The 14,167-nt window shown below is 37.4% G+C and carries 14 protein-coding genes; 12 read left to right on the forward strand and 2 right to left on the reverse strand.

Annotated elements, in window-relative coordinates; all coding sequences use genetic code 11:
- Window positions 1-211: 211 nt before the first annotated feature.
- From ASG38_RS10370 to ASG38_RS10425, 12 genes are all read left to right on the forward strand, one after another.
- A complete protein-coding gene (locus tag ASG38_RS10370) occupies window positions 212-478 on the forward strand; it encodes a hypothetical protein (protein ID WP_157486143.1) in 267 nt (88 codons plus the stop codon).
- A 9-nt stretch (window positions 479-487) separates the two neighbouring features.
- The gene (locus tag ASG38_RS10375; protein ID WP_056070201.1) at window positions 488-1,495 is read left to right on the forward strand and encodes a hypothetical protein; all 1,008 of its coding nucleotides are present in this window, start codon (window positions 488-490) and stop codon (window positions 1,493-1,495) included.
- A 166-nt stretch (window positions 1,496-1,661) separates the two neighbouring features.
- A complete protein-coding gene (locus tag ASG38_RS10380; protein WP_056070204.1) occupies window positions 1,662-2,210 on the forward strand; it encodes a hypothetical protein in 549 nt (182 codons plus the stop codon).
- 155 nt (window positions 2,211-2,365) lie between these two features.
- Window positions 2,366-3,313 (forward strand): cation diffusion facilitator family transporter, encoded by a 948-nt coding sequence (locus ASG38_RS10385; protein ID WP_056070214.1) that lies wholly within the window; start codon window positions 2,366-2,368, stop codon window positions 3,311-3,313.
- Between the two features lie 228 nt (window positions 3,314-3,541).
- Complete coding sequence (locus ASG38_RS10390) at window positions 3,542-4,735, forward strand: MFS transporter (protein WP_056070217.1); 1,194 nt, start codon at window positions 3,542-3,544, stop codon at window positions 4,733-4,735.
- 171 nt (window positions 4,736-4,906) lie between these two features.
- Window positions 4,907-5,701: a porin family protein gene (locus ASG38_RS10395; protein WP_082482201.1), complete on the forward strand. Its 795-nt coding sequence runs from the start codon at window positions 4,907-4,909 to the stop codon at window positions 5,699-5,701.
- A 386-nt stretch (window positions 5,702-6,087) separates the two neighbouring features.
- The gene (locus ASG38_RS10400; RefSeq protein WP_162239693.1) at window positions 6,088-6,657 is read left to right on the forward strand and encodes a DUF2652 domain-containing protein; all 570 of its coding nucleotides are present in this window, start codon (window positions 6,088-6,090) and stop codon (window positions 6,655-6,657) included.
- Between the two features lie 212 nt (window positions 6,658-6,869).
- Window positions 6,870-7,313 (forward strand): DUF3347 domain-containing protein, encoded by a 444-nt coding sequence (locus ASG38_RS10405; RefSeq protein ID WP_056070224.1) that lies wholly within the window; start codon window positions 6,870-6,872, stop codon window positions 7,311-7,313.
- 9 nt (window positions 7,314-7,322) lie between these two features.
- A complete protein-coding gene (locus tag ASG38_RS10410; RefSeq protein WP_056070225.1) occupies window positions 7,323-7,748 on the forward strand; it encodes a hypothetical protein in 426 nt (141 codons plus the stop codon).
- A 3-nt stretch (window positions 7,749-7,751) separates the two neighbouring features.
- A complete protein-coding gene (locus tag ASG38_RS10415) occupies window positions 7,752-8,348 on the forward strand; it encodes a DUF3347 domain-containing protein (RefSeq protein ID WP_056070227.1) in 597 nt (198 codons plus the stop codon).
- A gap of 1 nt (window position 8,349) precedes the next feature.
- On the forward strand, window positions 8,350-8,799 hold the full coding sequence (locus ASG38_RS10420; RefSeq protein ID WP_056070234.1) for a heme-binding domain-containing protein: 450 nt from the start codon (window positions 8,350-8,352) through the stop codon (window positions 8,797-8,799).
- Window positions 8,800-8,820: 21 nt separating this feature from the next.
- The gene (locus ASG38_RS10425) at window positions 8,821-11,169 is read left to right on the forward strand and encodes a multicopper oxidase family protein (RefSeq protein WP_056070236.1); all 2,349 of its coding nucleotides are present in this window, start codon (window positions 8,821-8,823) and stop codon (window positions 11,167-11,169) included.
- Between the two features lie 151 nt (window positions 11,170-11,320).
- Here ASG38_RS10425 and ASG38_RS10430 read toward each other — a convergent pair whose 3' ends face one another.
- Window positions 11,321-13,678 (reverse strand): glycosyltransferase, encoded by a 2,358-nt coding sequence (locus tag ASG38_RS10430; RefSeq protein WP_056070239.1) that lies wholly within the window; start codon window positions 13,676-13,678, stop codon window positions 11,321-11,323.
- A 48-nt stretch (window positions 13,679-13,726) separates the two neighbouring features.
- Window positions 13,727-13,990 carry a YtxH domain-containing protein gene (locus ASG38_RS10435; protein ID WP_056070242.1) on the reverse strand — a complete coding sequence of 88 codons (264 nt, stop codon included), beginning with the start codon at window positions 13,988-13,990 and terminating at the stop codon, window positions 13,727-13,729.
- Between the last annotated feature and the right edge of the window lie 177 nt (window positions 13,991-14,167).

Raw genomic sequence — 14,167 nt, forward strand, 5'->3', positions numbered from 1 at the left:
AAGTTGCTAAGGTTCCTAGATGCTAAGTTTAGAAACCTTACATCGAAATGTGTTATACCCTAACTTAGCGTCTCTGCGTCTTTGCGTGAAAACAGCTGCTCGCAAAGACGCAGAGACGCAAAATTTATCAAATAGAAGACTTCCTTAACAGAAGTCTTTTTTTGTTAAAACACCTAAAAACTGAACATTTCTATAATTCAAATAACGTAATTTGCAGGAAAAGAAATCAGCAGATATTGTTATGGTAAAGAAGCTAAAAGAAGAAATCCTCCTAAAGGACGCTTCAATAAAGAAGGTACAATTTGATAAATATTGGTTTTATGACCTGAAGGATGTTGCCGATTATCTAAATGAAGACCTTTCTGAAGTAGAATATATTCACCTGCCTTTTGTTGTAGATGAGGTAAAAATCAATACCAAATGTGCAACATTGGAAGATATTGAACGAGCCAGGACTGCCAAAGGAAAAACGATTTAATTGGGTAGTATGAAAACGATTTGCAGCTGGCTGTTTTTTTTGAATCTTTTTTTTATAGCTGATATGGCAGCGCAAATTGCCGGTTGTACAGACCCATTATCTAAAAATTACAATCCGGAAGCAACAATAAACGACGGGAGTTGCCAATACAAAAGAGCAGCAATTCGACCTGAATTTTCAAAAAAGCTGGATAAAAAATTACACGAAACTTCGGGATTGATTTTTTGGAATCGAAAATTATGGACACATAATGACGATAAAGACACGGTTATTTATGGAATCGATACCATTTCGGGAAATATCCAGGAAAGTTATGAACTAAAAAAAGTAGTCAATAAAGATTGGGAAGAAATCGCCCAGGACAGTAGTTATCTGTATATAGGCGATTTTGGCAACAATGTGGCCGGTAACAGAACAGATCTGCATATTTTAAGAATTGAAAAGAAATCTCTTGCCGTAAACCCTGTCATAGATACTATCTCTTTCCGTTATTCAGGCCAGGCAAATCCCCTCATACCCTCAAAAGCCAACCAAACCGATTATGACGGCGAGGCCATGGTAGTTTCAAAAGACAGTATTTATATTTTTACCAAACAATGGACATCCAAAAAAACGGCCCTCTATTCATTGCCTAAAACTCCGGGAAATCATGTTGCCCAACTAAAAACGGTACATGACATTCGCGGATTAGTTACGGGTGCGGTATTTTTAGAAGCAGAAAGTACCATTGTTTTGTGCGGCTACTCAAAACACCTCAAGCCTTTTTTATATCTCTTGTATGATTTTCACGGAACCGATTTTTTTACCGGAAATAAAAGAAGAATTAAACTACGATTGCCTTTCCATCAGGTTGAAGGTATTGCTACACAAGACGGATTCCATTATTATTTAACCAATGAAAATTTTTCGAGAAAGCCATTTATCAATAAAACGCAGAAATTGCATCAAATAGATTTGAGTCGTTTTTTAAGAGTTTATTTGGAGACGAAAAGAAAAAATAATTTTAATAAAGAATAATTTTGTTAAAATTATTTTTAAATAACTGTTTTAAATTCAGTAAATTAGTAAATATTTGTCGTGAAAAGACATCCAGATAATAAGGGAAAAAGTATTAAAATTCTCTAAAAACTTTTTTTTGGCTTTATTTTTGGAATACATTTATAAACAAATAAAAAATAATATTATGAAAAGAATACTTTTACTTTTAGCTATCGTCGGAATGACGGCATTACAAGGTTGTAGCAATGATGACGACCGCGTTGATAACGATACAGTCGGATTAGTTTTTGATATTAATAAAAGCTTTAATGCACAAGGAGAAATTATATTCCCGTTTAATGCAGGTGAAGTTTTTTCTGGCGACGTAGTTTTAATCTACTGGATGGAAAGTACTACTACTAACGGAAATCCGGTTTGGAGATTAATTCCGCAAAATATTTATTTCCCTAATAATGAATATCCAAGTATATCAGGGTATTTAACTTATAACTATGATTTTACAACTACGGAGGCTAAAATTTGGACAGAAACAGATATTAACCTTGCTTCCATCCCAAATTATAGTGTAGGCCAGTTCTTTAGAGTTATAGTTGTTCCTGGGCAAAACCCAATATTCGCAAGGTCTGCAGGAAGTAAAGGTAAGACAGTAACTCAGACAGTCGATTATAAAGATTATGAAGCTGTAGTTAAAGCATATGGCATTAAGGAAGAAAATATAGTAACAAGAAAATAATTAAAAGAGACTTCGGTCTCTTTTTTTTTGACAAAAGGTAAATCTTACAAATCTATCAAAGAATTCCACAACATTAGTCACGTAGATTGTCGCCAGTTTTGTATCGTATTACATAAATAAATAGAAATACGACAAATAATTCACAGCAAATACTTATGGGACATGACCACGAACACAATCATTCTGGTAGCGCGAATAAAAAAACCTTAATCATTAGCCTTGTTATTATTACGGCTTATATGGTTATAGAGGTTGTAGGCGGATTGATTACAAATAGTCTTGCCCTGCTGGCAGATGCCGGGCATATGCTTAGTGATGCCATATCACTTTTTATAGCCCTGATGGCTTTTACATTCAGCAGCAAAATAGCAGATTATAGCAAAACGTATGGTTACAAACGATTTGAAATATTAGCTGCTGTTATCAATGGGGCAACACTCATACTTATTTCAGTCTATATTATTTATGAAGCTATTGAACGTTTTCAAAAGCCACCGGAGATTACTTCCGGCGGAATGCTAATCATCGCTGCTGTAGGTCTGGCCGTAAATGTGCTTGTAGCCTGGATAATGATGCGTGGTGCAGATGTCAAGGAAAATTTGAACATGAGAGGGGCATATCTGCACGTGATAAGTGATATGCTTGGTTCGGTAGGCGCCATCATCGCGGCTTTGCTTATTATGTTTTTTGGTTGGGTCTGGGCAGATGCATTCGCAAGTGTCATCGTTTCTGTGTTGGTATTGCGTAGCGGCTATTTGGTTACGAAATCATCGGTACATGTGTTGATGGAAGGCACACCAGATAATGTTGAAGTGGAAAAAGCAACACAAAAAATATTGGAAACTGAAGGTATTATCAGTATCCACGACCTGCATATCTGGACGATTACAAGCGGACTAAACGTATTGACCTGCCATGCGGTAGTTGATGAAAAAATGACAATTGAAGCAGGAGAGATTATGCTTCGTAAAATAGAACACGATTTGGAGCACTTAAAAATACATCACGTAACTATCCAGTTGGAAACGCCGGCACACTTGCATGATGCTTCGGTATTGTGTACTACAAAGGCAGAGGTAATTGCCCACGACCATAATCATTAATTTACTGCAAACCTCACTAAATAATTTATAATTATAGCAGCATAGCTCTATTGTGCTGAATGGTTTTTAAAGATTAAAACCAAAAATAACATCATTAAAGGTTGTGGTATTGTTGTACTACAGCCTTTTGTTTTTTATCTAATCAGTAAACATCATAAAACAAATAAGAAATAACACAATAGCAGCAAGAAGGCAAGTACTGAATTTTGTACCCTAAGTTTTATGTATATGAAAACAACAGCTAAATGGAGTAATGTATATCTACTGTTTATAGCACAGGCATTGTTCCAGACAGCCTCCATTCTGGTTATTACACTATCAGGCGTCGTAGGGCTGGCAATGGCACCTGATAAAAATCTGGCTACATTACCAATAGCTATGATTACGGTAGGTACGGCAATGATGATGATTCCTGCCTCTATGCTTATCAGAAAAGCAGGCCAGCGTAATGCCTTTATGGTTGGTACGCTGATTGGAGTACTGGCCGGATTAGTCTCCTGGTATGGTATTATTCAGAATTCATTCTGGATATTTTCTATAGGTAATATGCTAATAGGAGCTTATCAGGGATTTTCACAATATTATCGTTTTGCTGCGGCTGATGCTGTTCCGGAAAAAGCGAAGAGCAAAGCCATTTCTTTGGTAATTGCGGGAGGTATTGTTGCTGCTTTTTCCGGGCCTAATCTGGCAAAATTCACACAGCATTTAGGTAAGGTGCCTTATGCTTATTCTTACTTTTCTATCGTCTTGCTGAGCATACTGGCATTTGGTATTGTATCGCTGCTAAAACTGGATAAGACCTCATTGCAAAAAAATGATAAAAACAATACAGATAAGGGCCGTTCTTTAAAGAAAATCATTAAAAATAAAGATACTATTCTTGCATTACTCGCTTCATCTACCGCATTTGCTGTAATGGGGATGTCTATGACCGTTACACCCATAGCAATGTATGGTTTTGGACATTCTGCGGAGAGTTCGGCTACAGTTATTCAGTGGCACGTATTGGGAATGTTTCTACCTTCATTCTTTACCGGACTGCTCATCCAGAAATTCGGGACTTACCGTATTATTATTTCGGGTCTGTTCATTATGTTTCTCTATATTATTATTGCGCTTAGCGGAACAGGCACCGGAAATTTTGTTGCAGCGTTATTTGTTGTAGGTTTGGGCTGGAACTTCCTGTTTATTGGCGGTTCGTCCTTACTCACTAAAGTCTATCGCTCGGAAGAGAAAGAGAAAACACAGGCTTTTCACGATTTTACCGTTTTTGCAGTAATCAGTATTGCCAGTTTCTTTGCCGGAAATCTTTTTAATCATTGGGGATGGAAAGGTGTAAATATAGTACTGATACCAATGTTAGTCATTACTTTGATAGCAGCCCTGAGAATTACCTGGTATCAGGGCAAATCTGTCCGGTAATCTGTAAATGTCGCAAATTAAATCATGAAAATCGCAATGCTGCTATGCCTTCAACTGTTGAAATTTGTAAGACAGATTACAAGATTATAAATACATCCATTTCTTGAAAATAATACCAACAGTTACGACTTGCAGAGAAATGGAATAAAGACAGCATTTAAAAGTTTAGCAATGAAAAAATACATATTCTCATTAGTAATGGCAGCCGTTTTGTTTTATACAAATTCAATATCGGCCCAACAATGGAGCATCGGAGCCCGTGGTGGACTTTCAATACCTAACTTAACGGCAGGTAGTGGTTCAGCGAATAATCCACTAAGTAAAGGATACAGTTCCCGTTTGGGAGCTGGATTTGGTGTTTTTGCGGAATACCAGACAAGCAAACTTTTTTCTATTCAGATAATGATAGAATATTCACAACAAGGTGGGAAGAAAAATGGTTTTCAGGCATTTCCGGTTCCGGCACAAATGGCTCCTTTATTTGGCAGCCAGGCTCCTCCTTATTTATATGCTGATTTTAACAGTACAGCTAAATTTGATTATTTGATGTTACCGGTTTTAGCCAAATTTGGTTGGGATTTGGGACCCAAAAAGAAATGGAGGATTTATGCAGGTGCCGGACCATTTGTGGGTTTGTTGCTTGATGCAAAACAGGTAACAGAAGGAACAAGTCAGGTATATCTTGATGAAGGTAGGACAACCCCTGTTCCTTTAAATCCAGCCAATCCTTCTCAGGGACTTTTGACTTTATCCTTTGACAATACTAAAAATATTAAGGACAGGCTCCGTCAATTCAATTTCGGATTGGAGGGAAATGTAGGAATAGGTTATAAAATAAAGCGTAGTACTATTTTCCTGGAAGGAGGTGGAAATTACGGTTTTATCGATATACAGAAAGGAACTGCCAATGGAAAAAACAAATCGGGCGCTGCCACTGTTATGATTGGCTATGCCTACAGCCTGTAACTATAAACCCATCTGATTAAATTTTTTAATAACCTGATGCAGGTTAAGAGTTTTTGTGTTAATTGGTTTGGGGGCTGTGAGAGAGAGGTAAGTAAATAGGATAGTGATTTAGGTGATAAAAAGCATTCCTTCTTTTCCTTTATAAGGTAATTTTATTCTGCGGTAACTACCTGAATAATTGGGATAAAGTAATACCTGCCTCCTTCTTTCAGCTTTTTTAATCCTGGTTCCTTAAATCTGAGTCGGGTTAAGTAAATTTCTATATAATACAAAGCAATAGTGCAAACTGTAAAGACCAACACTGGTGACAAATTTCCCAAATTATAAATTCAACTCTAAATGTGAGAATGTTCAGTGGGCATCACTATTTTATCATAATAAATCTAATGATGAAAGAACAAAGTATCCAAGATAAAAAGGGAATATTGATGATTCCTGACATTTCAGGGTTTACGGATTTCGTTATCAATTCAGACATTTCAGTAGGTAAATATATTACAGAAAACCTTATCAAATCAATAATAAACAGTAACATCTTTGGCTTTGAAATCTCTGAAATAGAAGGTGATGCTGTACTCTTTTACAAGTATCGTAACCTACCCACATTTCAGGAAACATTGATACAGATAGAGCAAACATACAGTGAGTTTCAAAAGGAACTGCGCCGCCTGTCAAAAAAACTGGCGCTTGAGATTCCGCTTTCGCTAAAAACCATTGTGCACTATGGAGAATTTACTAAGTACAGAATAGGTAAGTTTGAGAAACTCTATGGGGCAACTGTGGTAGAAGCGCACAAGATGTTGAAGAACCGTATTGCGCAATATCCTCCCTATGCACTATTTTCAGACACTTTTGTGAGAGCCAATTTTGACCAGCCTGAAAGATCAATGGTGCAATATGATGCTTGCGAAGATTGTAAGTATCTTCCGGAAATAGGCTACATACACTATCTGTAACAGTAAATATCACAAATCAAATAAGAAAAATTGTAAACAAGACGGAACAGAATCGACTGAAATTTGTAATATCTAAAACAGCAGAGTGGAATAGGATTGAAAATTATCAGTTTGGAATCTTGCCTTTAAGATACTGTTAGTCATTAAAAATTAGAAGTTTCCGATCCGGACTTGTATCGATCCTCTTATTCAGCCTTTAAAATTATAACAATATGAAAAAATTAATGTTGGTACTGGTAGTACTATTTTTTGGATTTCCAGCATTTGCCCAGAATACGGCTAATCTTTTAAACAACTACCTGAATGTAAAAAATGCATTGGTAAACGGTGACAGTAAAGCTGCCTCTGAAGCTACTGCTTCGTTGTATGAATCTATCAAAAAAGAAGATAGTTTTAACCAGAAACAAGAACTGCTGCAGGCTGCAGAAAAGCTCAGCAAGGCAGGAAATATTGAAAAGCAAAGAGCAGAACTGAACAATGTGTCTGTCATTCTCTGGAAGTTGGTAGAAAGTGATAAAAAGCTGGACCAGACCGTTTATTACCAATACTGTCCTATGAAAAAAACTTACTGGTTAAGCAAGGACAAAGAAATAAAAAACCCTTATTACGGCTCTTCAATGCTTACCTGTGGAAAAGTAACCTCAACTAAACAATAAAACTGTATTATGAAAAACTTTAGGATAATTATCGTTCTTTTTTTTGCCATTTTAAATGTTGCCTGCGCGCAGAATAGCAAGTCGCAAAATGTTTCAACAGAAAATAGGGATCATAGCCATAGCGACGGAAAAGCCAATGGGGTTGCCTATCAAAAAGGTGATGTGGTACCGCATAATGAAGTATGCATGGTCAATGATGCCTATATGGGTAAAAAGCAGATTGAGGTAGAATATGAGGGAAAGAAATACTATGGCTGCTGTGAAATGTGTGAGAAAAGAATTCCAAAAGAAAAAGAGGTGAGGATGGCTGTTGATCCTGTTTCCAAAAAACAGGTAGATAAAGCCAAAGCGGTGATAGCCATCACAGGCGACAATAGTGAGGTGTCTTACTTTGAGAACAATAAAAACTATAAAACCTTCTTTAAACAAAAATAAGATATGAAACATCGAATCCTATCTATCCTTGTCCTTGCTACTGTTGTTATCATTGTCTTTTCCTGCAAACAGGCTCCGGATAAAAGCAATGAAAAACAAGAGGAAAAGGCTCCTGCGCTACACGGGCAGGAAACCGGGGAAGCAGGAAATAGCACAACTGCTCCGCAAAATTTCTCTATTGAAACAATAGTTAAAGATTATCTGACTTTAAAAACTGCGCTTACAATAGATGATGGCAAAGCGGCGGCCGAAGCAGGTAAACAGCTCTTTGGTTCTCTGAATGCTGTGGATATGAAAACAATCCCCGGAGATAAACTCAGGGACTATACAGAAATTGCAGATAATGCCAAAGAAAATGCAGAACATATAAGTGTTAGTGCCGAAAAGATAGCTCATCAACGGGAGCATTTCGCTTCATTAAGCAAAGATGTTGCAGATCTGATTGAATTATTTGGTACGAAACAAAAGCTATATGAGGATCATTGTCCAATGTTCAATGATGGTAAAGGAGCTATTTGGATCAGCGAAACAAAAGAAATTAAAAATCCATACTACGGCAGTAAGATGATTACCTGCGGGTCTGTAAAAAAAGAGTATTGAAATGAAAAAGGTAATTAAAAAAATTCTGGTCATAATACTCTTTGTTTTTTTAGTGATACAGTTTTTTCAACCTGCTCTCAATACAGATGAAGGTAGGGTTTATACTACCGATTTTACTCACACTTATAAAATGCCTGCTGAAATAAGCACAATGCTCAAGGCCTCCTGCTATGACTGCCATAGTAATAATACCAATTATGTATGGTATGACTATGTACAACCGGGCAGATGGCTCGTAGAGAAACACATCAGACAGGCTAAAAATGAATTGAATTTTAATGAATGGGGCAATTACTCAGCCCGTAAACAGGAACGCCTGTTACATTCAATGGCAGAGCAGGTAGAAACCGGGCAAATGCCGCTACGTTCTTATACTTTACTGCACAAGAATGCGGTACTTAGTAAAGATCAGATTGAAGTTTTGACGAAATGGCTGAAAGAACAGCCGTAAATCTCAATAAAAAATTAAAAAATGAATAGACTCATCCATATGTTTAAAAGGTTATTGCCGGCAATTTTTATATTATTTTGTACGCAGTCGCTTTTTGCACAAAAGGTAGTGCGGTATGAACTGGTACTCAAAGACACTCTTGTCAACTTTGCCGGTAAACAGAAGAGAGCCATTGCGGCTAACGGACAAATCCCAATGCCCACTCTTGAATTTACAGAAGGCGATACGGCTGAAATTGTTGTACATAATCAACTAAGAGAGGGCACAGCCCTTCACTGGCATGGCCTGTTTCTGCCCAATAAAGAAGATGGTATTCCTTATTTAACTCAGAAGCCTATTAAACCCGGAACATCATTTACATATCGTTTTCCTATTATTCAGAATGGTACGCACTGGTATCATTCACATGAAGGTTTACAGGAACAGATAGGGATGTATGGTAATTTCGTCATGTATAAAAGGGCTGATGATAAAACATTCCGTAAAGGTATTGACGATTTGCCTTCAGTGCCCATTGTATTAAGTGAATGGACTAACCTTAGTCCGGACAATGTACATCGTATGCTGCATTCAGCTACCGACTGGTTTGCCATAAGAAAAGGAGCCACGCAAAGTTATGCTGAGGCTATCAGAAGCGGACATTTCAAAACCAAAATCAAAAACGAATGGAAACGTATGCTGGCAATGGACGTAAGCGACGTGTATTATGAGAAGGTATTGATGAATGGCAGAAATAGTACGGAACTGAAGAGTATTGATGGCAAACCTTTAAAAGCAGGTGACAGGGTGCGGCTGCGCATTGCCAATGGTGGTGCATCTTCTTATTTCTGGCTGCGTTATGCAGGTGGTAAAATGAGTGTTGTTGCCAGTGATGGTAATGATGTCACTCCTGTTGAGGTAGACAGGCTCATCATTGCCGTATCGGAAACCTATGACGTGGTGGTCACTATTCCCGAGGATGGTAAGGCTTTTGAATTTATAGCGACTACCGAAGACCGTACGCAGTCCTCAAGCTATTTCATTGGTAACGGTGAGAAACAGTATGCAGGTGCATTGCCCCGTCTGAAATACTTCGAAGGAATGAAGATGATGAACGATATGATGAAAATGAATGGAGACCTGGATGATATGGGAATGAACATGTCCCTGCAACAGATGGATATGAACGTAGTAATGTATCCGGAAATTACGGGTGAGGAAAAGAAAAAAGATAAATCTGCAAAAAATAAAACAGTAGAAGCAGATCACAGCAAACATAACATGCCGGATAACGAAAATAAACAGAATGCCAGAGCAGGTGAGCATGAAATGAATACAGATGAAAATCCTGACCGTTATAATGCCAACGCATTAAGTGATATTGTGACTCTAAATTACAGTATGCTTGAGTCGCCTCACAATACCGAACTTCCAAAAAATGCGCCGGTGAAAGAATTGAAATTTACCCTTACGGGAAATATGAACCGCTATGTTTGGAGTATGGATAACCGGATATTGGCCGAAACAGATAAGATTCTTGTCAAAAAAGGCGAAGTATTGCGAATTACGATTTATAACAATTCAATGATGCGGCACCCGATGCACCTGCATGGTTTCGATTTCAGGATTATTAATGGCAAAGGTGAAAAAGCACCTTTGAAAAATGTGTTGGACATTATGCCGATGGAAACCGACACCATAGAATTTATGGCTAATGAAGAAGGAGATTGGTTTTTCCATTGTCACATCCTTTACCATATGATGTCGGGTATGAACAGGGTCTTTGCCGTAGATGATTATCAAAATCCGTATTTGCCGGATAAAGCAAAAGCTTACCGCAAGTTGCAACGCGATCATAATATGCCGCACTTAATGGCTGAAAATGATTTTGCTTCTAATGGTAATGATGGGTCGGCAATGTTACAGAATGCAAGATGGAGTCTTGGATCAGAATGGCGTTTGGGTTACAATGATATGCATGGTTACGAAATAGAAACACATTTGGGAAGATACATAGGTAAGATGCAATGGCTGATGCCTTTTATAGGTTTCGATTGGCGTTACCGTAAAATGGGAATAGATGAGCATGAAAAAAACATATTTGGTCAGGTTAATAAAAAAGACAACAGAAGTGCTGTAAGTTTAGGAGTAATGTATACCCTGCCTATGCTGGTCAACTTTCAGGCAGAAGTTTATCACGATGGCATTGTACGCCTCCAGCTCATGCGTGAAGATATTCCAATCTCCAAAAGGTTAAGGGCAGGTTTTATGGTAAACTCCGATTTGGAATTTATGGGTGACCTGCGATATATCTTTACCAGAAATCTTGGCATCCGTACACACTATGATAGTGATATGGGCTTTGGTGCGGGATTGTTTCTGAATTATTAGTGTAAAAACCGCTTTTAGCAACATTTCTTGCTAACAGAAGGATATAATAATATAAAGATTTTAAGGCCTATAAGCATAAATTGCTTTTAGTTTGATTAATTTTTTAGGTTGAAAAGTCCCGCTCAAAGCGGGACTTTTTGCGAATTAATAATTAACTTTTAAGAAGCAAAAGCTTTGCTGCTTTTAACTTTTTACGGAAGTATATGGTATTTGGATTTCCAAAATAGCGCGCAATGGTCAGCCTTGCCATAAGATAGCTTAAGGTTGATTCGGCTCCCTGGTTCAGGTTGACATTGGTTTCTTCCAGTCCGTCAAAACAACCCCCCGTACATGGATTATAGATAATCTGTTTCAGGTGGTTATTACCCAGAAACCAGTTGAAAGCTATTTCCATCTTGTTGAGGTATTCCTCATCCTTAAAAATATCATGGAATTTTCGGAGTGCTAATATGGTATACGCCACGTCAATAGGCTGCTCTCCGTAACTGTGTTTTTCCTGTCCTTTAAAATGCCAGGTTTTGTTGGAGATTACTTTGATTTGGTTTTCCGAAAACGTATTTCCTAAAAGGAAGTCGAAAGAATCTTTAGCAATTTCACGGTATTCCTCATTATCGGTTACAGCATAAGCGCAAAGCAACGCTTCCGGAAGCACGCTATTGGCATAGGTCAGGTAGCTTTCAAACCATTTCCAGTTTTCAGAACTTTCGTGTTTATACATCTGTACGAGCCTGTCTGCAAATATTTCAATATAAATTTTATAATCAAGATCTTTAATATGTCGGTTGAAATAATAAAGTCCTTTTATAATAAATGCCATCGCCCTTGTAGAATGCATCTTTTCAGTCTGCGGCATGGCTTTTCGGAATAAAGTTTCCGCCTTTTTGGTGAAATTTGAAGGCAGTATAGGAGCCAGTGAAATCAGATACCCCAAAGCCCATATAGCACGGCCGGAACTGTCTTCCAGATTTACGCTGTTATTTTGTGGTGTAAAATTATGGTCGATATCCACATAATTTTTGAACTTGCCATCTTCACTCAGGCAAAAAGAAATAAAATTCAGGTAAATACTGATGTATTTTAAATCTTCAATATCACGGGTCAGCTTATAATCCTGACAAAGGGCAATAAGTGCGCGTGCGTTATCATCCAGCGTATAGCCGGAATTAGGATCCGGGCGGTTGAGTTTGGAAAACTGCAATATTCCGAATTCAGTCGTCATCTTTTTGATATGGTCCAGATTCAGTTTAGGATTCCTGTAATGCAGTTCTATTTTTCCTCCGGATATTTTTTGGAATAAGATAGCGTGTGCAACGGCAGAATTTTCCCATGCGGTGTGCATAATCTTGTGAAGTCCGTTCAATATCATATTTTTTCGAAGACCAATATCATAAATCAATTGGTTAACGGCTTCGGCCAATTGTTTTGAGTTTCCAAAATCAAAAGTAAGTCCCGAGCCATTTTGAAGCATTTCTTTGACATGGGGAATTGGAGTGGAAACAATGGCACATCCGCAACTCATGGCATAAGAAAAAGTACCGCTTACAGCCTGATTTGGGTCTTTCGAGGTGAAAAGGTAGATATCCGTCAATTGAAGATAGTCCAGCAATTCCTCCAGAGGAAGGTATTTGTTTACAAACTGAACGTTGTTTTCAAGTTTCAGTTCTTTGATTTTTTCTTTAAGCGAATCGCGATAGGATTCACCTTCATTAACAACAACACCCGGATGGGTTTTTCCTATAATAAGGAAAAGAACATCAGGACTCTTGTCAACAATGTTGGGCAAGGCTTCTAAAGTAGTCTCAATACTTTTTCCGGAGCTTAATAAACCAAACGTTGAAAGTATTTTTTTACCCTTAACCCCATATTTAGCCTTTAATGCATTTTTATCATTGTGGGGTACTAAATGGGTACCATGTGGAATCACAGAGATTTTTTCAGGAACTACCGTATAATCTTCTAAAAGGATTGCCTCAGAATTTTTGGTCATTACGATAATCGAATCTGCCCGGTCAAGAATCTGCTGTACTTTTTGTTTAAATGCTTCATCCGGTCTTGGTAAGACCGTGTGGAAAACGACAGCCAAAGGTTTTTTGATTTCAGTGAGAAACAAATTAAAACTTTCATGATCGCGGAAAAGCCCGAATTCATGTTGAATTACCACAACCTTAATAGTAGGATCGTTGTTGATTGTTGCTGCAATGGCCTTAAAAGAAGAAGGATCTGAAGTGTTTAAAGTATATTTTACTTCCTCATCAGAATAGTGATGTTTTTCATGATCGTTTTCCAGGGCGCAAACAGTCAAAGAAAATGAACTTACATACTGATTGTTCAGTGCTTTCATCAGATCCTGTGAATAGGTAGCGATACCACATTCTCTTGGCGGATATGAAGTAATAAACAGAATTTCAGGTAATAGCTCTTCGTCCGTAAGTGTATTAGCACGTGAAGGGAAGGCAGGAGCCTCTGGATTTAAATCAGTTAATGTTGAGCTGTGTGGTAGGTTTTTCATGTGTTATTCAGTTTTTGGCAGTTTGACGATTCTGAAATCAGTTAAAAATTATGATGTAATACGATTAGCCCATTCGTTGGCTCTATCTTTTGCTTTATTGGCTAAATTTTCACCTTCTTCCAAAGCATCATTGAATTCTCTTTTTGCTTTTCGTTGCAGGTCATTCAGTTTGCTTTTGAAATTATCCCGCGCTTCTTTGGCTTTTTCTGAAAATTTATCTTTTTTGGATTTCTTTTTTGCGACTATAAGTCCTACAATGGCTAAAGCAGCAACTCCGGCTGCAATCCCGATAACTAATTTTTTTGAGCTCATAATTAATCTTTTTGAGTTACTATTTTTTTTTCTTTCTTCTAAAATTAATTATAATGAATGGAAAAGTGTATTTCTGTTATGGAATGTTTAACATAATTAACAAATCGTTGATTTATATGTATTTATTTGTAGGATTTTTCATTTTTAATGAATATTATATAGTTTTTAGATTAAGTT

The organism is Flavobacterium sp. Leaf359 (assembly GCF_001423985.1).
In the GTDB taxonomy this organism is placed as follows: Bacteria; Bacteroidota; Bacteroidia; order Flavobacteriales; family Flavobacteriaceae; genus Flavobacterium; species Flavobacterium lindanitolerans.

What these genes read in the sequence shown, in the direction of transcription:
- ASG38_RS10390 (WP_056070217.1), top strand. Translation starts at nt 3,542, where the DNA reads ATGAAAACAACAGCTAAATGGAGTAATGTATATCTACTGTTTATAGCA.
- ASG38_RS10400 (WP_162239693.1), top strand. Translation starts at nt 6,088, where the DNA reads ATGATGAAAGAACAAAGTATCCAAGATAAAAAGGGAATATTGATGATT.
- ASG38_RS10410 (WP_056070225.1), top strand. Translation starts at nt 7,323, where the DNA reads ATGAAAAACTTTAGGATAATTATCGTTCTTTTTTTTGCCATTTTAAAT.
- ASG38_RS10415 (WP_056070227.1), top strand. Translation starts at nt 7,752, where the DNA reads ATGAAACATCGAATCCTATCTATCCTTGTCCTTGCTACTGTTGTTATC.
- ASG38_RS10380 (WP_056070204.1), top strand. Translation starts at nt 1,662, where the DNA reads ATGAAAAGAATACTTTTACTTTTAGCTATCGTCGGAATGACGGCATTA.
- ASG38_RS10425 (WP_056070236.1), top strand. Translation starts at nt 8,821, where the DNA reads ATGAATAGACTCATCCATATGTTTAAAAGGTTATTGCCGGCAATTTTT.
- ASG38_RS10435 (WP_056070242.1), bottom strand. Translation starts at nt 13,990, where the DNA reads ATGAGCTCAAAAAAATTAGTTATCGGGATTGCAGCCGGAGTTGCTGCT.
- ASG38_RS10395 (WP_082482201.1), top strand. Translation starts at nt 4,907, where the DNA reads ATGAAAAAATACATATTCTCATTAGTAATGGCAGCCGTTTTGTTTTAT.
- ASG38_RS10430 (WP_056070239.1), bottom strand. Translation starts at nt 13,678, where the DNA reads ATGAAAAACCTACCACACAGCTCAACATTAACTGATTTAAATCCAGAG.
- ASG38_RS10385 (WP_056070214.1), top strand. Translation starts at nt 2,366, where the DNA reads ATGGGACATGACCACGAACACAATCATTCTGGTAGCGCGAATAAAAAA.
- ASG38_RS10420 (WP_056070234.1), top strand. Translation starts at nt 8,350, where the DNA reads ATGAAAAAGGTAATTAAAAAAATTCTGGTCATAATACTCTTTGTTTTT.
- ASG38_RS10375 (WP_056070201.1), top strand. Translation starts at nt 488, where the DNA reads ATGAAAACGATTTGCAGCTGGCTGTTTTTTTTGAATCTTTTTTTTATA.
- ASG38_RS10405 (WP_056070224.1), top strand. Translation starts at nt 6,870, where the DNA reads ATGAAAAAATTAATGTTGGTACTGGTAGTACTATTTTTTGGATTTCCA.